Source organism: Bradyrhizobium sp. HKCCYLS3013, from assembly GCF_051167615.1.
Taxonomy (GTDB): domain Bacteria; phylum Pseudomonadota; class Alphaproteobacteria; order Rhizobiales; family Xanthobacteraceae; genus Bradyrhizobium.
Map to the genome: position 1 here is coordinate 82,732 of NZ_JBNPTK010000008.1, position 20,399 is coordinate 103,130.

The window sequence follows — 20,399 nt, forward strand, 5'->3', positions numbered from 1 at the left end:
CTGATCCCCAATTTCCGACGGCCGGGCCCCAAGCCCGGCCGTTTTGCTTTGCGGGGCGAATTTCGCCGCATTTGGGACCTTTGGTCGCATCCACCTCGTTCACAACCCGGTATCATGAGGAAAAAGCAAGGTTATTGGTCGAAACCTTGCCGTATATTGGTCCCCTGAATGGAACGGGTTCACGGGCTGGAGCACCCTGGCTGAGGCCGGCGAAACCTGCCCTTGCGAATTGGGTTACGATCGAACGTTGGATCTTTGAGCAGCAGCGGCCACGGCCGACCACCTGCTTCAAGCGGTCTTATTCAGAGGAAGTCTCATTTGACGATTACCCGACGACAGCTCCTGCAGAGCAGCGTCTTCGCTGCGATGACCCCGGCGCTCGGCACCGCCGCCAGCCTCGTCCCGCTCGACGCCGCGCAGGCGCAGGCCGGCGAGCAACTGGTCTGGCGCCACGGCCTGTCGCTGTTCGGCGAGATCAAGTACCCGGCCGACTTCAAGCGCTTCGACTACGTCAATCCCGACGCGCCCAAGGGCGGCACAGCGCGGATGATCTCGCTCGGCACCTTCGATAATTTCAACATCGTCGTGATGTATGTGAAGGGCAACATCGCCTCCGCGGCGGGGCTGGTCTACGAGACCCTGATGACGCGGTCGCAGGACGAGGTGTCGACCGAATACGGCCTGCTCGCCGAGTCGGCGGCGTATCCGGACGACTACTCCTGGGTCATCTACCGCCTGCGCAAGGAAGCGCGCTGGAACGACGGCAAGCCGGTGACGCCCGAGGACGTCATCTTCTCGCTCGACGTCCTGAAGAAGAACAGCCCGCACTATTCGTCCTATTATCGCCATGTCGTGAAGGCCGAGAAGACCGGCGATCTCGAGGTCAAGTTCACCTTCGACGGTCCGGGCAATCGCGAGCTGCCGCACATCGTTGGCGAGCTGCTGGTGCTGCCGAAGCACTGGTGGGAAGGCACCGACGCGCAAGGGCGCAAGCGCGACGTCACCGCGACGACGCTGGAGCCGCCGCTCGGGTCGAGCCCGTATCGCATCAAGGAATTCGTGCCCGGCCGCTCGATCAAGATGGAGCGCGTCAAGGACTACTGGGGCGCCAGCCTGCCGGTCCAGATCGGGCAGAACAATTTCGACGAGCTGCAGTTCGAATATTTCCGCGACAACATCGTCGCCCTCGAGGCCTTCAAGGCCGACCAGGCCGACTGGATCAACGAGAACTCCGCCAAGCAATGGGCGACGGCCTACGACTTCCCGGCCATCAACGACAAGCGCGTGGTCAAGGACGAATTCCCGATCAGCGATTCCGGCCGCATGCAGGGCTTCGCCTTCAACCTGCGGCGTCCGCAATTCCAGGACGCGCGGCTGCGGCGCGCCTTCAACTACGCCTTCGATTTCGAGGAGATGAACAAGCAGCTGTTCTACGGCCAGTACAAGCGGATCAACAGCTACTTCGAAGGCACCGATCTGGCCTGTTCCGGGCTGCCGCAGGGCCAGGAGCTGCAGATCCTCGAGGAGCTGCGCGACAAGGTGCCGCCGGACGTGTTCACTACGGTCTACCAGGCCCCGGTGGGCGGCAATCCCGAGAACGTTCGCGCCAATCTGCGAGAGGCCACCAGGCTGCTGAAGGACGCAGGCTTCGAGATCAAGGACCGCAAGCTCGTCGATCCCGCCGGCAAGCCGGTCACGGTCGAACTCCTGGTCCAGGACCCGTCGTCCGAGCGCATCGTGCTGTTCTACAAGCCGTCGCTGGAGCGCCTCGGCGTCGCGGTGACGGTCCGCCAGGTCGATAACGTCCAGTATGAGAACCGGGTGCGCACCTTCGACTACGACATGATCATCGACGTCTGGGGGCAGTCGCTGTCGCCCGGCAACGAGCAGCGCGATTTCTGGGGCTCCAAGGCCGCCGACGAACCCGGCTCGAAGAACACGATTGGCATCAAGAATCCCGCCGTCGACGCGCTGATCGAGAAGATCATCTACGCCAAGGATCGCGCCTCGCTCGAAGCCGCGACGCACGCGCTGGATCGGGTGCTGCTGTGGAATTTCTACGTCGTCCCGCAGTTCACCTATCCGTTTTCGCGCAGCGCGCGCTGGGACCGCTTCAGCCATTTCACGCCATTCCCGAAATATGCGCGGTCCGGCTGGCCGAATCTGTGGTGGTACGATGCCGACAAGGCCGCCAAGGTGAAGCGCTCTTGAGCCGGCTTTCTCATTTGTCGCGGCGCGGCGTGCTCGGGCTTGGGCTCGGCGCGCTCACGGCGCCGTTGCTCACGCCGGCCAAGGCCGCGGAGTTCGGCGCCGAGGCCCACGGCATGTCGGCGTTCGGCGATTTGAAATATCCCGCCGACTTCCGGCAGTTCGACTACGTCAATCCCGACGCGCCGAAGGGCGGGCTGTTCTCGCTGATCCCCTCGGTGCGCGCCTACAACCAGTCCTACCAGACGTTCAACTCGTTCAATGCCTATGTCCTCAAGGGCGAGGGCGCCCAGGGCATGGACATGACGTTCGCGACCTTGATGGTGCGCGCGAGCGACGAGCCGGACGCGGTGTATGGGCTGGTCGCGAAGTCCGTCGCGATATCAGCGGACAAGCTGAGCTATCGTTTCACGCTCCGTCCCGAGGCGCGCTTCCACGACGGCACGAAGATCACGGCACATGACGTCGCGTTCTCGCTGAACACCTTGAAGGAAAAGGGCCACCCGCTGATCGTCGTGCAGCTGCGCGACTTCATCAAGGCCGAGGCGCTCGACGATGCGACCGTCGTGGTGAGCTTCGTCGAGAAGCGCGCGCGCGACGTGCCGCTCTATGTCGTGACCCTGCCGATCTTCTCCAAGGCTTATTACGCCAACCGCGCCTTCGACGAGAACCCGCTGGACGTGCCGCTCGGCTCGGGCCCCTACAAGGTCGGCAAATACGAGATCAACCGCTATGTCGAGTTCGAGCGCGTCAAGGACTGGTGGGCCGCCGACCTGCCGGTCAGCCGCGGCATGTATAATTTCGACATCGTCCGCTACGAGTTCTATCGCGACCGCGACGTCGCCTTCGAGGGCTTCACCGCCAAGAGCTATCTGTTCCGCGAGGAGTTCACCTCGCGCATCTGGGCGACGCGCTACGATTTCCCGGCGATCAAGGACGGCCGCGTCAAGCGCGAGCTGCTGCCGGACGAGACGCCGTCCGGCGGACAGGGCTGGTTCATCAACACCCGCCGCGACAAGTTCAAGGACCCGCGCGTCCGCCAGGCGCTGACCTACGCGTTCGACTTCGAATGGACCAACAAGACCATCATGTACGGCGCCTATGCGCGCACCGTGTCGCCGTTCCAGAACTCCGACATGGTCGCGGTCGGGCCGCCGTCGCCGGAGGAGCTGAAGCTCCTCGAGCCGTTCCGCGGCCAGGTGCCCGACGATGTGTTTGGCGAGCCCTTTGTCCCTCCCGTCTCCGATGGCTCGGGGCAGGATCGCACGCTGCTGCGCAAGGCCACGCAACTGCTGCAGCAGGCCGGCCTGCCGGTGAAGGACGGCAAGCGGCTGCTACCGAATGGCGAGGTGTTCGCGATCGAGTTCCTGATCGACGAGGTCTCGTTCAAGCCGCATCACGGCACCCTGATCAAGAACCTGCAGACGCTCGGCATCGACGCCGATCTGCGCATCGTCGACGCTGTGCAGTATCGCGCCCGCGTCGAGGATTTCGATTTCGACATCACGGTGCAGCGGTTGTCGATGTCGCCGACCCCCGGCGACAGCCTGCGGCCGTATTTCACCTCGGACGCGGCCAAGACCAAGGGCTCCTACAATCTCGGCGGCATCAGCAATCCCGCGATCGACGCGCTGGTCAACAAGGCGATTTCGGCGGAGACCCGCATCGAGCTGACCTTGGCCTGCCGGGCGCTTGATCGCGTGTTCCGCGCCGGCCACTACTGGATACCGCAATGGTATCGCCAGACCCACCCGATCGCCTATTGGGATCAGTTCAGCCACCCGCCGAAGCCGCCGAAATACGCCTCGGGCGTCGGCGCCCCCGACATCTGGTGGTACGATGCCGCCAAAGCCGCAAAGCTGGAGCAGGCGAAGTAGTTCATGGCCGCCTATATCGCCCGTCGCATCCTGCTGATGCTCCCGACCCTGCTCGGGATCCTCTTCATCTCCTTCGTCGTGGTGCAGTTCGCGCCGGGCGGCCCGGTCGAGCGCGTCATCGCGCAACTGACCGGCGCCGACACCGGCGGCACCTCGCGCATCTCGGGCGGCAGTGGTTCGGATTTCGGCGCGCGGCCGCCGGGACAGGTGGGATCCGGCGGCGAGCTGAACTCGAAATATCGCGGTGCGCAGGGGCTCGATCCCGCCTTCATCAAGCAGCTCGAAAAGCAGTTCGGCTTCGACAAGCCGGCGCCGGAGCGGTTCGCGCTGATGGTGTGGAATTTCGCGCGCTTCGATTTCGGCAAGAGCTATTTCCGCGACACGAGCGTGCTGCAGCTCATCAAGGAGAAGCTGCCGGTGTCGATGTCGCTCGGCATCTGGATGACCCTGCTGACCTACCTGATCTCGATCCCGCTGGGGATCCGCAAGGCGGTGCAGGACGGCTCGCGCTTCGACGTCTGGACCTCGGCCGTGATCATCATCGGCTACGCCATTCCGGGCTTCCTGTTCGCGATCCTGCTCATCATCCTGTTCGCTGGCGGCTCGTTTCTCAACATCTTCCCGCTGCGCGGGCTGACGTCGGATGGCTGGTCGGACTTCCCGTGGTACTGGAAGATCATCGACTATTTCTGGCATCTCACTTTGCCGCTGGTATCGATGGCGCTTGGCGCCTTCGCGACCATGACGCTGCTGACCAAGAACTCGTTCCTCGACGAGATCCGCAAGCAATATGTCATGACCGCGCGCGCCAAGGGCTGCAGCGAGAACCAGGTTCTGTACGGCCACGTGTTCCGCAACGCCATGCTGATCGTGATCGCCGGCTTTCCAGGCACCTTCATCAACGCCTTCTTCTCCGGCTCGCTGCTGATCGAGACCATCTTCTCGCTGGATGGGCTCGGCCTGCTCTCGTTCGAGAGCATTCTCAATCGTGATTATCCCGTTGTGTTCGGCAATCTCTTCATCTTTTCGCTGCTCGGCCTCGCGATCAACCTGATCTCGGATCTGACCTACATGTGGATCGATCCGCGGATCGACTTCGAGGCGCGGGAGGTCTGATGACGATCACAGCCACCCCTCCGGTCGAGACCAAGGCGCAGGCCCCGCTCGGCGAGGCCGTGCCGCCGACGCGGCACCGCTTTCGGCCGTCGCCGCTCAATCAGCGCCGCTGGCAGAACTTCAAGGCCAACCGCCGCGGCTACTGGTCGCTGTGGATCTTCCTGTTCCTGTTCGTGGTGTCGCTGTTCGCCGAGCTGATCGCCAATGATCGGCCGTTCCTGATCAAGTTCGACGGCCACCTGTACTTCCCGGCGTTCGTCACCTATCCGGAAACGGCATTCGGTGGCGACTTCGAGACCGCCGCGGACTATCGTGATCCGTATCTGCAGAAGCTGATTGCGGACAAGGGCGGCACGGTGATCTGGCCGCTGGTCCGCTACTCCTACGCCACGCACAATCTCGATCTGCCGACGCCGGCGCCATCGCCGCCGACCTGGATGCTGACGGAGGCACAGTGCAAATCCGTGGTCGAGAAGAAGGGGCTGAAGAGCTGCCGGGATCTCGAATACAACTGGCTCGGCACCGACGACCAGGGCCGCGACGTCGTCGCACGGCTGATCTACGGCTTCCGCATCTCCGTTTTGTTCGGCCTGTCGCTGACGTTCTTCTCCTCGATCATCGGCATCGCCGCCGGCGGCGTGCAGGGTTATTTCGGCGGCTGGGTCGATCTGTTGTTCCAGCGCTTCATCGAGATCTGGAACGCGATTCCCTATCTCTATCTGCTCCTGATCCTGTCGGCGGTGCTGGTGCCCGGCTTCTTCACGCTGCTCGGGATCATGCTGCTGTTCTCTTGGGTCTCGCTGGTCGGCCTGGTGCGCGCTGAATTCCTGCGCGGCCGGAATTTCGAGTACATCCAGGCGGCGCGCGCGCTCGGCGTCTCCAACGCCGTCATCATGGTCCGCCATCTCCTGCCGAACGCGATGGTCGCGACCATGACCTTCCTGCCCTTCATCGTGTCGAGCTCGGTGATGACCCTGACCGCGCTCGACTTCCTCGGCTTCGGCCTGCCGCCGGGATCGCCGTCGCTGGGCGAGATGCTGTCGCAGGCCAAGTCCAACGTGCAGGCGCCGTGGCTCGGTCTCACCGGCTTCTTCTCGGTCGCGATCATGCTGTCGCTCTTGATCTTCATCGGCGAGGCCGTGCGCGACGCGTTCGATCCGCGCAAGACGTTCAGGTGACCGACATGGATGCGATCAGCCAGCCGCTGCTTTCGGTCAGCGATCTCTCGGTGGCCTTCCACCAGCAGGGCCGCCTGTCGACCGCCGTCGACCACGTCTCGTTCGACATCAAGCGCGGCGAGTGCGTCGCCCTGGTCGGCGAGTCCGGCTCGGGCAAGTCGGTCAGCGCGCTGTCGGTGCTGAAGCTCTTGCCCTATCCGGTCGCCTCGCATCCGTCGGGCAGCATCCGCTTCAAGGGCCGCGATCTGCTGCCGCTGTCGGAAGGCGAGATGCGCGGCATCCGGGGCAGCGACATCTCCATCATCTTCCAGGAGCCGATGACCTCGCTCAATCCGCTGCACACGATCGAGCGGCAGATCAGCGAGATCCTGCATCTGCATCGACCGATCTCGAACGGCGCGGCGCGGGCGCGCGTGCTCGAACTGCTGACGCAAGTCGGCATCCCCGAGCCGGAGACGCGGCTCGGCAGCTATCCGCATCAGCTCTCCGGCGGCCAGCGCCAGCGCGTGATGATCGCGATGGCGCTCGCCAACGAGCCCGATCTGCTGATCGCCGACGAGCCGACCACCGCGCTCGACGTCACCGTGCAGGCGCAGATCCTGGCGCTGCTCGCCGACATCCGCGGCCGGCTCGGCATGAGCCTGCTGTTCATCACCCATGACCTCGGCATCGTCCGCCGCATCGCCGATCGTGTCTGCGTCATGAACGGTGGCAAGATCGTCGAGCAGGGTCCGGTCGAGCAGGTGTTCACCGCGCCGTCGCATCCCTACACCAGGGCGCTCCTCGCCGCCGAGCCGAAGCCGGACCCGGCGCCGCCGCGGCCCGATGCGCCCGTGGTGATGCAGGCGAAAGACCTCAAGGTCTGGTTTCCGATCAAGCGCGGCCTGTTCCGCTCCACCGTCGGCCACATCAAGGCGGTCGACGGCGTCAGCATCGCCGTGCGCAAGGGCGAGACGCTCGGCGTGGTCGGTGAATCCGGCTCCGGCAAGACCACGTTGGGGCTGGCGCTGCTGCGGCTGATCTCCTCCGACGGTCCGATCGTGTTTCTTGGCAACGAGATCCAGGGGCTGACCTTCAAGCAGGTGCGCCCGTTCCGCCGCGACATGCAGATCGTCTTTCAGGACCCGTTCGGCGCGCTCAGTCCGCGCATGTCGGTCGGCGACATCATCGCCGAAGGCCTGAGCGTGCATCAGCCTGACCTGTCGGAGGAGCAGTCCGAGGCGAAGGTCGTCAAGGCGCTCACCGATGTCGGGCTCGATCCGGAGACGCGCTTCCGCTATCCGCACGAGTTCTCCGGCGGCCAGCGCCAGCGCATCTCGGTGGCCCGCGCGGTCGTGCTGGAGCCGAGCTTCGTCGTGCTGGACGAGCCGACCTCGGCGCTCGACATGCTGTTCCAGTCGCAGATGGTTGAGCTGCTGCGCGAGCTGCAGCGCAAGCGCGAGCTGACCTACATGTTCATCTCGCACGACCTCCGCGTCGTTGCCGCCCTCGCCAGCCATCTCATCGTGATGCGCCATGGCAAGGTGGTGGAGGAGGGGCCGGCCGCGCAATTGTTCAAGGCGCCGAAGACCGACTACACCCGCGCACTGTTCGCGGCCGCGTTCAGGAACGAGACGGCGGGGAATGGGGCGGCGGCGAGCTAGGGGATGGAGCGCGGTCGGTTCGTTCAGCGCTTTGAGACTGAGCGGCTACTGACTTACTGATGAAGCTGGGTAGGCCGTCCTTGATCGGATTCCGATCAGCGAAGCCGGGCAGAGCCTTGAGTACTGTTCTCAGTGGCGTCCCCTTTGGCCCGTTACTCACCCCCATTGGCGCCCGTGCTGGGGACGGAAATTTGACCGGGGAAGACCGAAGCCTGACGGCTAATCGTCCTCTGCTTCCTGTCCGACCGAGCCGGCCTCGCCGCTTGGCCGCATTGACTTCACGCGGGGGACGAAGACTCTCCAGAACCGATTCATCTTGTCGAGCATCCAAGCATGGAGTTCTAGATATTGCTTCTCGTCCGTAGGATTGATGTCCGAACGAAATAGCGCGATGCGCGAGGCCTTTCTCTGGGGGAGCTCCTGCCAATCGAGCTGTTCCCCAAATTCTGCGTCAATTGTCTGCTTGTCCGCGAGCAAAGTGCGAAAGACGGCCTTCTCTACGTCGTTGTAGACGTACAGCTCGACCCCGATTCTCTCTTTGTCGGTACTGAACGTGACGGTGATCGGGATTCCAGATCGTCCGGTTGGAAAATTGTAATAGTGTCTACTATTGGGGCGTTTGAGCTGAAATGCCGAGCCATTTTTCTTGAGATACTCAGAAAATGAAGACCAGTAGCCCAGACGAACAGCATCACTCTGCGCTCGAACGGCCCCTGCGACTTGGCGGGTTGCTGTCCGCGCCGATCGAGTCCAGTCGTTCGGACTAGCGATTACGTTGAAGCGAGGAGCCGGCGGCGAATTGCCAATACGCCAGAGTTCAACCTCGACCGCAAAGAATGAAAAATCCTCGGCGGTGTTCGTGTTGAGCCAATCTATTGCAGCGCGATGATCGGGCTGAATCACCTCGGCAATCCAAATTATGGTCTTTGCTCCTTCAATGCCGGCAAGATAGGTCAGGATTTGTCCTAGATGCTTGTGATCTGTTCGCTCGAATTGGTTCTCGATGATCACGCGATGGTCGTCTTGCTCATCTGCGATGCGCGCAAGAATATCCGCCTTGAAGGCGCCAACCCAGTGTTCAACCGCCTCAACCTCCAGTTCGAGGTTTAAGGCTTTGCCAAGGATCGTAATGGCGTCCGGCTGTGCAAGCCACGGCGTGAAGTTATCGTCCTCAGCTGGCCAAGCCTCTCTAACGGGTACATTCTCAAATTTTCCAAGGGGGATGATGGAATTCATCGTCAGTACTCGCCGTTGCGGTGGTGGTCATCAAATGAGCAGAACGGGAATCAGAATGTCGAATACGTATATCGTACTAATTATCCTGCGGGAATACGAGGGGCTGACGGCAGCTTGCTTCAGTGCGAATTTGGGATTCTTTGGAACAGCCGACCGGGTAGGGGAGTTTTTTAAGCCGAGCCGAGCAGCGCGGATGGAAAAACCAGCAAGGTAGAACCTGCTCTTTAGCTCTTTCATGTGTCGCATGATTGCGAATTGATTTGCCCGACGGGCAGCGTCTGCAAATATCTGTCCAGCCCTCGCGGTTAAAATATTCCGGTTTCTTATTTTCGGAATTCGTGCATACTCCGCCTCGTCCTGCCCCACGAGAGGGACGTACGCGTCGTCACGGGCGTCGGGTGCGGGATGCGATGGCCGCTTTGATGCTGCGTGTGCATGTGCGCACGGACGAACGGCATCAGGCGGGCGACGAAGTCGTGTGGTCCTGGCGCCCCGATGCTGGCGTCAAGGTTGCGGGTCGATGAGCCCGTGGCCGACAGGGGCAAGAACGCCGGTCCCTGGGGAGAGCACGTATAAGACGCAGCCCATCGCGCAGGGGAGGCCGGATGTTCGGCCCGTACCTGTGGTGACTACCGCGTGCTTTCTTGCACGCAACCACGGGTGCGCTCGGCACCCGGCCTTCCCTGCGCCCTCTCATTTTTCGAGGGCGGATGAATGTCGCAGAGCTCGGGCCAGTGAGGCCGCGAGAGTGCTGACGCTTGTCGCCATGCTGTTTGAGATGTGAATCCGACGCAACGCTCGCATCGGCGGGCAACGCGCCATTGCACGCGCAGATGCAGCAATACCGGTGCTCTCGGCACGCTGCTCATGACTGCGCCATCGCCCCTTGTGGGAGAGGGCATGTTCGGCGGATCTACGTACTCGGTCGGGTGAAGGGTATCTCTCCGCGATCGCACTCGTAGATACAGACCCCTCACCCGACCTCGCTTGCAGCTCCGTCCTACATGCCCTCTCCCACAAGGGGCGAGGGCGCAGTCACTAGCATCGCGACTCGTCGCGCGATCGCGACATATTGACGTGATGAGCTCGTTTCGCCGTCATCAATCCAGCCGCTTGATCGCGAGCGCGTCGCTGCCGCTCGCCTTGATGCGGGCAATCGCCTCGTCGATCGGCTCGATCTGCGTGGCCATGTGGAACGCGTTGGCGTGCACGATCGTGTCGGCATCGCTGATGATCGCGACGTGGCCTTTCCAGAAGATGAGATCGCCGCGAGCCGGCTGCTCATCGTCAGCGAGCACGCGTCCGAGCGCCGCCAGCTGCATGTCGCTGTCTCGCGGGCATGCCACGCCGGCAGCATTCAAGGACACCTGCACCAGCCCGGAGCAGTCGATGCCGAGGCTGCTCTTGCCGCCCCAGAGGTAGGGCGTGCCGACGAAGCGCTCGGCGATGGCGACGTAGTCCGGCTCGACATGGTCGAGACCGGCGACGTGCTGCTTCGGGATGAACCAGCCCTCGGCCGTCACGACGAAGCTCGCCTCGTCGCGGACCACCGCGATGGTCGATCCCATCAGCAGCGTCTCGACCGGCGGCAGTTTGATGGATGGCCCGGGGAAGGCGAAGCTGCGGAGCGCGCTGATCCGGCGCGTCGGCGCGGCCGAGGGGGCCGCGAGCGACGCCTCCGGCAGCCAGCCGACATAGCCGTCGCTTGCGAGCTGGCCCCACGCCCATCCCTCGCCATCACGATCGTAGATCGTGACGCGCTCGCCCTTCAGCGCCTGCGTCGCCTGCTCGGCGCCGGAATGCGGCTGCAGCCGCAGTGGCGCGATCGGATCGACGACGACGAGGGTCTCGCCGTCGACGAAGCGCGCAGCCGTCACCTGTCCCTGGAGATGCCTGGCCGCGATATCGCCGCGTGCCGGCGTGAGCCTCGGATCAGCCATAGCGCTCGCTCAAGAGCTTGTAGAGCGCGCGCGCGGCCTGGCACTCGCCGCCCTCGGGGCGGCCGGGCTTGGCCGACGGCGTCCAGGCGAAGATGTCGAGATGCAGCCAGCTCCTGGCGTGCTCGACGAAGCGTTGCAGGAACAGCGCGCAGGTGATCGACCCGGCGAAGCCGCCCGAAGGCGCATTGTTGATGGTCGCGACCTTGGAGTCGAGCCACGAGTCATACGGCGCCCACAGCGGCATCCGCCACAGCGGATCGTTCTCGGCGGCAGCGCAGCGCGCGACATCGGCGGCGAGCGCCTCGTCCTGGGTGTAGAACGGCGGCAGATCGGGACCGAGCGCGACCCGGGCCGCGCCGGTCAAGGTGCCCATGTCGATCAGCAGGTCCGGCTTGTCCTCGTCGGCCAGCGCCAGCGCATCGGCCAGGACCAGCCGGCCCTCGGCATCGGTGTTGCCGATCTCGACCGTGATGCCCTTGCGCGACGGAAACACGTCCATCGGACGGAAGGCGTTGCCGGCGACCGCGTTCTCGACCGCCGGAATCAGCACGCGCAGATGCAGCTTGAGCCCGGCGTCCATCACCATCTGCGCCAGCGCCAGCACATTGGCGGCGCCGCCCATGTCCTTCTTCATCAGCAGCATGCTGCTCGACGGCTTCAGGTCGAGCCCGCCGGTGTCGAAGCAGACGCCCTTGCCGACCAGCGTGACCTTGGGATGCGATGCGTCGCCCCAAACCAGCTCGATCAGCCGCGGCGCGCGCGTCGAGGCGCGGCCGACGGCGTGGATCAGCGGATGGTTCTGCTCCAGCAGATCGTCGCCGACGATGCTGGTGAAGCGTGCGCCGAAGCGGTCGGCGACCTGCTTCGCGGCGGCCTCGAGCTCCTCGGGTCCCATGTCGTTCGACGGCGTGTTGACGAGGTCGCGCGCCAATGTCGCCGCGTCGGCCAGGCGGCTCAGCTCGGCGGCGTCGACGCCGTCCGGCGGAACGAGGCGGACCTCCGGCGTCTCGGCCTTGCGGTAGCGGCCGAAGCGGTAGCTGCCGAGCGCAAACGCCAGCGCGGCGAGCCGTGCATCATGCGGCGCATTGGCGAAGCGGTAGGTGCCGGCGGGCAGCAGGCCGGGCAGGGCGCCCGGCCGGAACAGGTCACGGTGCTTGGCGTCGTCGTCCTCGATGCCGAACAGCACCTGAGCGATGCGCCCGTCCGCGCCGGGCAGCGCCAGATAGCTGCCGGGCTTGGCGGTGTAGACGTTGGCCTCGGCGAAGTTGCGCGCTTCAGCCGACAGGCTCTCCTTGATCCCCGGCCAGCTCGCCTTCGTCACGAAGGTGATCGGGATGGCGGACGTTGTGGAGGCGGTCTCGAACATCGACGGCATGCCTAATGGTTCCCTAACTGGCGCGCTTGAGCCAGACTTCGCAGAGTTTGAAGGCCGCCGCAATCGCGCCGGGCGCCTCGCCCGCAAGCCGACGCAAATGTGACGTCTGCGCCGGGATCGCGCCATTAACCGGCTGTTAGCGTTAACAGTTTATTGCTGGCGCGTTCAATTCGCCCGGTCGAGTCCAAGTGACATGCGTCAACCGCCTTCCATTCCCCGGCTCCTCGCGTCCGTCGCCTTCGCCGCGCTCGTCGCTGCGGGACTCGGCGGCTGCCAGACCATGTCCGACGTCACGGGCTCGCTAGGCAGTCGCGCCGAGCCGCCGCCCGCGACCCCGCAGCGCGCGGTCGAGGTCTATGGCGAGCGCTACCGCGCCAATCCCAAGGATGCGGCCATTGCCGTCGCCTATGGCCAGGCACTGCGCAACAACGGCCAGCGTGAGCAGGCGGTTGCGGTGCTGGAGCAGGCCACGCTCGCCAACGCCGGCAACAAGACCGTGCTCGCGGCCTATGGCCGAGCGCTGGCCGACAACGGCAATTTCAAGCTCGCATTCGACGTGCTGTCGCGCGCGCATTCGCCCGACAATCCCGATTGGAAGCTGCTGTCGGTGCAGGGCACCGCGCTGGACCAGATGGGCCGCCACGAGGAGGCGCGTCGCTATTACGACAGCGCGCTGAAGATCGTGCCCGGCGAGCCCTCGGTGCTCTCCAATCTCGGCCTGTCCTACATGCTGACGCGGGAGCTGCCGAAGGCCGAGGAGGTGCTGCGCCAGGCCTACGGCTCGCAGCGGGCGGACGCGCGGGTGCGCCAGAATCTCGCGCTCGTCGTCGGCCTGCAGGGACGCTTCGCGGAGGCCGAGCAGATCGCGCGGGCCGATCTGCCGCCGGACGAGGCCGCCGCCAACGTCGCCTACCTGAAGCAGATGATCCAGGGGCAGAGCCAAAGCAAGGGCAAGGCGCGCAACGCGGCGCCGATGGCCGCGCTCAATCCGCCGGACTGACGACGTGCCTCGCTGATGGCGGGCCTTATCGTGTGGCGCCCGCCAGCAGGCGGCGGCAGGTATCGACGAACACGTCGGCGCCGGTGACGATGTCGGCATCGGCGGTGTTCTCGGTCCAGTGATGGCTGATGCCGCCGATCGACGGCACGAACAGCATGCCGGCCGGCATGATGGTCGCGAGCACCTGCGCGTCGTGTCCGGCGCCGCTCGGCATCCGCAGCGACCTGCCGGCGGCGAGATCGCGGCTGGCGGCCTCGACCGCATCCTGGAACGTGCCGTCCATCATGGCTGGCGCGCCGGTACGGATGCGCTCGACGGCGACATGGCAGGGACCTGCGTCTGAAGCCTGCGCAGCCATCTCGCGCAGCAGCTCTTCGAGCCGGTCGACCACGGCGGCATTGTCGTCGCGGATCTGGAACAGCATCTCGGCCTGGCCGGGGATGATGCTCGGTGCGCCCGGATCGAGCGTGATGCGTCCCGTGGTCCACACCGTGCGCGGGCCGCAGGCGGCCGGAAAGCGCGCGTCGATGGCGACGCAGAACTTGGCGAGCGCGAGCCCGGCATCCTTGCGCACCGCCATCCGCGTCGTGCCGGCATGGTTCTGCTCGCCGGTGAAGGTGATGCGGTATTGCCAGATGCCGACGATCGAGGTGACGACGCCGATCTTGAGCTCGCCCGCCTCGAGCGTGTCGCCCTGCTCGATATGAGCTTCGAGATAGCCGATATGCCGGCCGGGCTCGGCCTGCAGGCGCGGCCGTCCGGCAAGGCCCATCTCGGCAAGCGCCTCCCGCAGCGTGCGCGGGCTGCTGCGGTCGCGGGCAGCATCGATTTCGGCCTCGCTGACGTCGCCGACATAGGAGCGGCTGCCGAGCATGCTGCCGAAATGGCCCTCCTCGTCGCACCAGGAGGCGACCTCCACCGCACCGACAATAGACGGATCGGGATTGAGCACGCGCGCCGCCTCCAGCGCGTAGACGACGCCGAGCGGGCCGTCGAGCCAGCCAGCCTGATTCTGGCTCTCCAGATGCGATCCGGCCAGCAGCTTGGGGCCGGGCTTGGCGCTGGTGCCCAGCACGTTGCCGATGCCGTCGATATCAGGCGTCAGCTGCGCATCGGGCAGGCGCTCGGCGAGCCAAGCGAGCGATTGACGATGGGCGTCGGAGAAGGTCGGCCGGTGCACGCCGGTCTTGTAGGTGCCGAAGGCGCGCAGTGCGTTCAGATCGGCCAGGACGCGGGCGCCGTCGGCGCGGCGGAGCTTGTCGGACATCAGGCGGAGACCTCGATCATGCTCCGCCTAGCTTCCAGGGTAGAGCCCTGACCGCAAGCGAAATTTCTCGCGAGCGGTCTACGTCTACTGCATGGCTGCGACCTTGATGCCGGTCGGTCCCAGAATGACCACGAACAGCACCGGCAGGAAGAACAGGATCATCGGCACCGTCAGCTTCGGCGGCAGCGCCGCGGCCTTCTTCTCGGCCTCGTTCATGCGCATGTCGCGATTTTCCTGCGCCATCACGCGCAGCGATTGCCCGAGCGGGGTGCCGTAGCGCTCCGATTGCTGGAGCGCGAGGCAGACCGACTTCACGCCCTCGAGGCCGGTGCGGCGGGCGAGGTTCTCATAGGCGACCTTGCGGTCCTGCAGATAGGAGAGCTCCGCGGTGGTCAGCGTGAACTCCTCCGACAATGCGATCGACTGGCTCGAGATTTCGATGGCAACCCTGCGGAAGGCGGCTTCGATGGACATGCCGGATTCGATGCAGATCAGCAGCAGGTCGAGCGCGTCGGGAAACGCGCGCTTGATCGACAGCTGGCGCTTGGAGATCGCATTGCTGAGGAACAGCATCGGCGCCTGCAGGCCGAGATAGGCCATGCCGACGCAGATGCCGATCTTGACCGGCATCGACTTCTGCAGATGCGCGATCACGAAGACGTACAGCACGGACCCGACGAACAGCACCAGCGGCGTCACCAGGCGTGCGAACAGGAAGGTGATGTAGGGCGCCTGGCCGCGGTAGCCCGCCATGATGAGCTTCTCGCGGGCCGCCTCCTGGGCGAGCCATTTGGTGAGGTTGAAATCCTCCACCACGCGAGAGATGAGCTGCTTCGGCGTCTGCCGCAGCGAGACCTTCTCGCCGGCGTTCAACCGCTCGCGCTCGCGCTGCTTGATCCGCTCGCGTTCGCTGGCGACCGCCTTCATGCGCTTGTTCAGGTTCTCGCCTGCGAACAGCGGCATGATCAGCGTATAGACGGTGGCCGTCGCCGCGATGGCGGCGAAGAACATCGTCATGAAGTGCGGGTCGTGCAGCTTGGAGACCAGAATGTCGACCATGGTCCACCTCAGAAATCGAAATTGATCATCTTCTTCATGACCAGGATGCCCATCGACATCCAGATCACGCAGCCGACCAGCATCAGCTGGCCGGTCGGATGGGTCCAGAGCAACGAGATGTACTCGGGCGTGCTCAGATAGACCAGCAGCATCACGATCGGCGGCAGCGATCCGATGATGCCCGCGGACGCCTTGGCCTCCATCGACATCGCCTGGATCTTCTCGCTCATCTTCTTGCGGTCGCGCAGCACCTTCGAGAGGTTGCCGAGCGCCTCGGAGAGATTGCCGCCCGACTTCTGCTGGATCGCGATGACGATGCCGAAGAAGTTGGCTTCGGGAAGCGGCATCCGTTCATAGAGCCGCGCACAAGCCTCGCCGAGCGGCATGCCGATCGCCTGGGTCTCGATGATCCCGAGGAACTCGCTGCGCAAAGGCTCCGGCGCGTCGGCGGCGACGACCTTGATGGATTCGAACAGCGGCAGGCCGGCCTTGATGCCGCGCACGATCACGTCGACGGCGTCCGGCAATGCCGCCAGGAATTTCTTCTCGCGCCGCTTCTTGAGGTAGCCGAGGATCCAGCGCGGCAGACCGAGACCGGCGGCGAAGCCAAGCCCGAGCGCGCCGAGCGGGCCGCCGCCGGCGAAGAAGGCAACGGCGCAGACGACGAAGCCGAGGACACCGGAAACGATCCAGAATTTCTGCACGGTCCAGTCGAGCCCAGCCTGCGAAATCCGCATGTTCAGCGGGACTTTGCTCTGCTTCTGGGCCTTCGCTTCGAGGTCCTTCAGCGAGGATTCGACCTGCTCGCGGCGCGAGCGCTGACTGCGTTCGGCCTGGCGGACCACCGGTTCGGACTTGGCGACGGTGCTGCGCCGTTGCTCGGCCTTCCGCTCGCCAGACAGCAGGGGGTAGAGGAACACCCAGGCGATGCCGCCGATCGCGGTGGCGGCGAGGAAGGCAAGGGCGAGAGCCTGCAGCTTCATGGGGTCTCTCCTCAGTCCTTGCTCGCGACTTCGGCGGCGTCGAGCGCAGCCGCAAGCCGCTTCTCTTCGCCGTAGTAGCGCGCGCGCTCCCAGAACCGCGGCCGGCCGATTCCGGTCGAGCGGTGGCGCCCGATGATCTTGCCGTTCGCGTCCTCGCCGATCATGTCGTAGAGGAAGATGTCCTGGGTGATGATGGTGTCGCCTTCCATGCCCATCACCTCGGTGATGTGCGTGATGCGGCGGGAGCCGTCGCGCAGGCGCGCCGCCTGGACGATGACGTCGATCGAGGCGCAGATCATCTCACGGATGGTCCGCGACGGCAGCGAGAAGCCGCCCATTGTGATCATGGATTCGCAGCGGGACAACGCTTCGCGCGGGTTGTTGGCGTGCAGCGTGCCCATCGATCCGTCGTGACCGGTGTTCATGGCCTGCAGCAGGTCGAATGCCTCGGGGCCGCGGACCTCGCCGACGATGATGCGTTCGGGCCGCATACGCAGGCAGTTTCTCACCAGCTCACGCATGGTCACCTGGCCTTCGCCTTCGATGTTGGGCGGGCGGGTTTCGAGGCGAACCACGTGCGGCTGCTGCAGCTGGAGTTCGGCGGCGTCCTCGCAGGTGATGACGCGCTCGTCGTGATCGATGTAGTTGGTCAGACAGTTCAACAACGTGGTCTTGCCCGAACCGGTACCGCCGGAGATCAGCACGTTGCAGCGGACGCGACCGATGATCTGCAGGATCTCCGCGCCCTCCGGCGAAATCGCGCCGAACTTGACCAGCTGATCGAGGGTCAGCTTGTCCTTCTTGAACTTACGAATGGTGAGCGCGGGGCCGTCGATCGCCAGCGGCGGAACGATGGCGTTGACGCGCGAGCCGTCGGCGAGACGCGCGTCGCAGATCGGCGAGGATTCGTCGACGCGGCGGCCGACCTGGCTGACGATGCGCTGGCAGATGTTCAGGAGCTGCTGGTTGTCGCGGAACCGGATGCCCGTGCGCTGGATCTTGCCGTTGACTTCGATGAAGACCGTGCCGGCGCCGTTGACCATGATGTCGGCGATGTCGTCGCGCGACAGCAGCGGCTCCAGCGGGCCATAGCCGAGCACGTCGTTGCAGATATCGTCGAGCAGCTCTTCCTGCTCGGCGATCGACATCACGATATTCTTGATCGCGATGATCTCGTTGACGATGTCGCGGATTTCCTCGCGCGCGGATTCGCCGTCGAGCTTGGCCAGCTGAGCGAGATCGATCGCTTCGATCAGCGCTCCGAAGATCGTCGCCTTGACCTGATAGTAACTGTCCGAGCGCCGGGCCTCGACAACCGGTGGCGGCGGCGGCGGAGCCTGCCGGGTCGGAGCCAGAGGTGGCGACGGCACGGCCGGAGCCGCCGCGCGTGGCGCAGCCGGCGCCGGCTCGGGCGCCGGCGCGGCCGGCCTGAGGGCCCTGGTATCGTTGTCCAATCCGCTACGCTTACCAAACACGACTTAGAACTCCACGCGTGCTTACTTCGCCCTCAGCTTGTCCAGCAGAGGCGACAGGAAGGAGCCTTTCGGCTTCTTTGTCTCGCTGCGGCCGGTGAGCCGCTGCGCGATCTGGAGAAACATCTCCGTCGTCCGATGGCTGGGAGACATTTCCGCAATCATCTGGCCGTTGTTGGCGGCCGCGCCGAAGATCTGCGGCTCGAACGGGATCGTTGCGATCGGCGGGCTTTCGATCGCCTTGGCGAACTCGCTCGCATTGATCTCGGGTCGCTTGGGAACGCCGACCTGGTTCAAGCAGTAGAGCGGCATGCGATCGTTCGGCCGGGCGGCCTTGAGGAGATCGAACATGTTCTTGGTGTTGCGCAGCGAGGCGAGATCCGGCGCCGCGACGATCAGGATGTCGTCCGCGGAGATCAGCGCCCGCTTGGTCCAGCCTGCCCATTGATGCGGAACATCGAGCACGATGCAGGGCATCGAGGCCCGCAGCGTGTCGAACACCGCATCGAATGCCTCAGCGCCGAAATCATAGACCCGGTCGAGCGTCGCAGGCGCGGCCAGCAGGCTCAGATGATCGGTGCATTTCGACAACAGCCGGTCCATGAAGGCGATGTCGATCCGGTCCGGTGAGAACACGGCGTCCGCGATGCCCTGCGCAGGATCCTGGTTGTAGTCGAGGCCGGCGGTGCCGAACGCCAAATCAAGATCTGCCACCACGGAGTCCATCGCCAGGTCGCGCGCGATCGCCCAGGCGATGTTATGGGCTAGGGTCGAGGCTCCGACGCCGCCCTTGGCGCCGACGACGGCAATGATCCGTCCGACAGCCTTGGCTTCCGGCGCCGAGAACAGGTTGCAGATCGAGCGGACGACGTCGATCGGCGTCACCGGCGACAGCACATAGTCGCTGACGCCACGACGAACCAGCTCGCGATACAGCGTGACGTCGTTGACGCGGCCGATCACGACGACGCGCGTGCCGGGGTCGCAAACCGTAGCGAGCTGATCCAGGCCGGCCAGGATGTCGGTGCGCGCATCCGTCTCCAGGATGATGACGTTCGGGGTCGGGGCAGACCGGTAGGCCTCGATCGCCGCCGCCATGCCGCCCATCTGAACCTTCAGATGGGCCTTGCCGAGACGCCGGTCCTCACCGGCGGCCTGAACCGTGGCGGCGGTTTCCACCGTCTCACAGAACGCCTGCACGGACACGCGCGGCGCGGGCGCGATGTGATCGTCGGCCGGCGGCGGCACGACGTCAGGCTGCTCCTCTTGGGTCTGTCGGGCGTAGCTGATCATTTGCCTGTGTCGCTGAGTTTGGCCTTGTCGGCCTCTGGATACGTGATCGCGGTTGATTGTCCCTTGCGATATTTGTCGAATAACGCCGTGCGCCGGGTGGTATAGGACGGCGTTTCGGATCGCGGCTGCACGAGATCCGACGGGTTTGCGACCATTGCCGCCATGTTGCGCTGGTAGGCGCAGCCGTAGTTCCAGTCAGGCTTGTTGTCGAACCAGTTCTTGTTCTTGATCGACGGCCCGAGGTCGTCCGGCCAGAGCCCGCAGGGCCCCGCCGTGGCCGACAGTTTTGGATAGCTCAGCCGGATCGCGGCCATCTGGCGCGGGTCCTTCGGCTGATAGTTGCGTACGGTGATGCCGTGCGGCGGGACTCCGGCGGCGGCCAGCAGGGAGTGGATCTCCCGCATCGAGTCGGCGGCCGCCCGTGCGTTGGGGGTGCCGCTCGGCACGTCGGCGCTGATCGCGCCCGTGCCTTGGCGAATCCAGCTCTGGGCCAGTCCCATCACGTCGGCGCGCTGCTCGGCCGTCAGGCCGCCACGGCCCTGGCCGACGAAGACCACCAGGGAGTCCGGGGCCTCCTGGATCGCGATCGGGTGGCGTAGCCGGTAGTCGTCGGGGATGCTGGCCGTGACGGCCGGATCTCTGCGGAAGTTGCAAGCGCCGAGCAGGACCGCTGCGCCGGCCAGGGCCACGGCAAGTTGCAGTCGGCGGTGTCGAGCGGGGCTGGGTTTCGTGGTCATCGTTGCAGGTCCTTG

At 64.9% G+C, this 20,399-nt stretch carries 15 protein-coding genes; 6 read left to right on the plus strand and 9 right to left on the minus strand.

The annotated features are described in order from the left end of the window. The first annotated feature begins 366 nt into the window (after window positions 1-366). From ACQR1F_RS16520 to ACQR1F_RS16540, 5 genes are read left to right on the plus strand one after another with little or no spacing between them, the layout of a single operon-like run. Complete coding sequence (locus ACQR1F_RS16520) at window positions 367-2,211, plus strand: extracellular solute-binding protein (RefSeq protein WP_434886869.1); 1,845 nt, start codon at window positions 367-369, stop codon at window positions 2,209-2,211. Next, entirely contained in the window at window positions 2,208-4,085 is a 1,878-nt protein-coding gene (locus tag ACQR1F_RS16525) for an extracellular solute-binding protein (RefSeq protein WP_434913477.1), read from the plus strand. The genes ACQR1F_RS16520 and ACQR1F_RS16525 overlap by 4 nt, the downstream gene beginning before the upstream one ends. A gap of 3 nt (window positions 4,086-4,088) precedes the next feature. Beyond that, window positions 4,089-5,201, plus strand: coding sequence for a microcin C ABC transporter permease YejB (locus tag ACQR1F_RS16530; protein ID WP_315805766.1), 1,113 nt, complete (start codon window positions 4,089-4,091; stop codon window positions 5,199-5,201). Continuing rightward, the gene (locus tag ACQR1F_RS16535) at window positions 5,201-6,379 is read left to right on the plus strand and encodes an ABC transporter permease (protein ID WP_315805767.1); all 1,179 of its coding nucleotides are present in this window, start codon (window positions 5,201-5,203) and stop codon (window positions 6,377-6,379) included. Before ACQR1F_RS16530 ends, ACQR1F_RS16535 begins: the two co-directional genes overlap by 1 nt. Window positions 6,380-6,384: 5 nt before the next feature. Beyond that, window positions 6,385-8,022 carry an ABC transporter ATP-binding protein gene (locus ACQR1F_RS16540; RefSeq protein WP_434913478.1) on the plus strand — a complete coding sequence of 546 codons (1,638 nt, stop codon included), beginning with the start codon at window positions 6,385-6,387 and terminating at the stop codon, window positions 8,020-8,022. Window positions 8,023-8,241: 219 nt separating this feature from the next. Here the strand turns inward: ACQR1F_RS16540 and ACQR1F_RS16545 are convergent, their stop codons facing one another. From ACQR1F_RS16545 to ACQR1F_RS16555, 3 genes are all read right to left on the minus strand, one after another. Continuing rightward, window positions 8,242-9,258: a DUF4268 domain-containing protein gene (locus tag ACQR1F_RS16545; RefSeq protein WP_316238183.1), complete on the minus strand. Its 1,017-nt coding sequence runs from the start codon at window positions 9,256-9,258 to the stop codon at window positions 8,242-8,244. Between the two features lie 1,100 nt (window positions 9,259-10,358). Beyond that, a complete protein-coding gene (locus tag ACQR1F_RS16550; protein WP_434913479.1) occupies window positions 10,359-11,198 on the minus strand; it encodes an NlpC/P60 family protein in 840 nt (279 codons plus the stop codon). After that, the gene (locus ACQR1F_RS16555) at window positions 11,191-12,573 is read right to left on the minus strand and encodes a leucyl aminopeptidase family protein (protein WP_434873373.1); all 1,383 of its coding nucleotides are present in this window, start codon (window positions 12,571-12,573) and stop codon (window positions 11,191-11,193) included. Before ACQR1F_RS16555 ends, ACQR1F_RS16550 begins: the two co-directional genes overlap by 8 nt. Before the next feature lie 193 nt (window positions 12,574-12,766). Between ACQR1F_RS16555 and ACQR1F_RS16560 the strand changes: the two genes are divergently transcribed. Then, entirely contained in the window at window positions 12,767-13,573 is an 807-nt protein-coding gene (locus ACQR1F_RS16560; RefSeq protein ID WP_315804691.1) for a tetratricopeptide repeat protein, read from the plus strand. A 25-nt stretch (window positions 13,574-13,598) separates the two neighbouring features. Here ACQR1F_RS16560 and ACQR1F_RS16565 read toward each other — a convergent pair whose 3' ends face one another. The 6 genes from ACQR1F_RS16565 to ACQR1F_RS16590 all read right to left on the minus strand — a co-directional run bounded on the left by ACQR1F_RS16565 (window position 13,599) and on the right by ACQR1F_RS16590 (window position 20,384). Beyond that, window positions 13,599-14,840 (minus strand): Zn-dependent hydrolase, encoded by a 1,242-nt coding sequence (locus ACQR1F_RS16565; protein ID WP_434873372.1) that lies wholly within the window; start codon window positions 14,838-14,840, stop codon window positions 13,599-13,601. An 84-nt stretch (window positions 14,841-14,924) separates the two neighbouring features. Further along, window positions 14,925-15,899: a type II secretion system F family protein gene (locus tag ACQR1F_RS16570; RefSeq protein ID WP_315753445.1), complete on the minus strand. Its 975-nt coding sequence runs from the start codon at window positions 15,897-15,899 to the stop codon at window positions 14,925-14,927. Window positions 15,900-15,907: 8 nt separating this feature from the next. Next, the gene (locus ACQR1F_RS16575; protein WP_315804693.1) at window positions 15,908-16,882 is read right to left on the minus strand and encodes a type II secretion system F family protein; all 975 of its coding nucleotides are present in this window, start codon (window positions 16,880-16,882) and stop codon (window positions 15,908-15,910) included. Window positions 16,883-16,893: 11 nt separating this feature from the next. Then, complete coding sequence (locus ACQR1F_RS16580) at window positions 16,894-18,357, minus strand: CpaF family protein (RefSeq protein ID WP_316177231.1); 1,464 nt, start codon at window positions 18,355-18,357, stop codon at window positions 16,894-16,896. A gap of 21 nt (window positions 18,358-18,378) precedes the next feature. Beyond that, entirely contained in the window at window positions 18,379-19,647 is a 1,269-nt protein-coding gene (locus ACQR1F_RS16585; protein WP_315804695.1) for an AAA family ATPase, read from the minus strand. After that, the gene (locus tag ACQR1F_RS16590) at window positions 19,644-20,384 is read right to left on the minus strand and encodes a CpaD family pilus assembly protein (RefSeq protein WP_316177233.1); all 741 of its coding nucleotides are present in this window, start codon (window positions 20,382-20,384) and stop codon (window positions 19,644-19,646) included. Before ACQR1F_RS16590 ends, ACQR1F_RS16585 begins: the two co-directional genes overlap by 4 nt. Between the last annotated feature and the right edge of the window lie 15 nt (window positions 20,385-20,399).

Coding starts and splice junctions, on each gene's coding strand:
- ACQR1F_RS16520 (WP_434886869.1), top strand. CDS start 367: ATGACCCCGGCGCTCGGCACCGCCGCCAGCCTCGTCCCGCTCGACGCC.
- ACQR1F_RS16530 (WP_315805766.1), top strand. CDS start 4,089: ATGGCCGCCTATATCGCCCGTCGCATCCTGCTGATGCTCCCGACCCTG.
- ACQR1F_RS16535 (WP_315805767.1), top strand. CDS start 5,201: ATGACGATCACAGCCACCCCTCCGGTCGAGACCAAGGCGCAGGCCCCG.
- ACQR1F_RS16540 (WP_434913478.1), top strand. CDS start 6,385: ATGGATGCGATCAGCCAGCCGCTGCTTTCGGTCAGCGATCTCTCGGTG.
- ACQR1F_RS16545 (WP_316238183.1), bottom strand. CDS start 9,258: ATGAATTCCATCATCCCCCTTGGAAAATTTGAGAATGTACCCGTTAGA.
- ACQR1F_RS16550 (WP_434913479.1), bottom strand. CDS start 11,198: ATGGCTGATCCGAGGCTCACGCCGGCACGCGGCGATATCGCGGCCAGG.
- ACQR1F_RS16555 (WP_434873373.1), bottom strand. CDS start 12,573: ATGCCGTCGATGTTCGAGACCGCCTCCACAACGTCCGCCATCCCGATC.
- ACQR1F_RS16560 (WP_315804691.1), top strand. CDS start 12,767: ATGCGTCAACCGCCTTCCATTCCCCGGCTCCTCGCGTCCGTCGCCTTC.
- ACQR1F_RS16565 (WP_434873372.1), bottom strand. CDS start 14,840: ATGTCCGACAAGCTCCGCCGCGCCGACGGCGCCCGCGTCCTGGCCGAT.
- ACQR1F_RS16570 (WP_315753445.1), bottom strand. CDS start 15,899: ATGGTCGACATTCTGGTCTCCAAGCTGCACGACCCGCACTTCATGACG.
- ACQR1F_RS16575 (WP_315804693.1), bottom strand. CDS start 16,882: ATGAAGCTGCAGGCTCTCGCCCTTGCCTTCCTCGCCGCCACCGCGATC.
- ACQR1F_RS16585 (WP_315804695.1), bottom strand. CDS start 19,647: ATGATCAGCTACGCCCGACAGACCCAAGAGGAGCAGCCTGACGTCGTG.
- ACQR1F_RS16590 (WP_316177233.1), bottom strand. CDS start 20,384: ATGACCACGAAACCCAGCCCCGCTCGACACCGCCGACTGCAACTTGCC.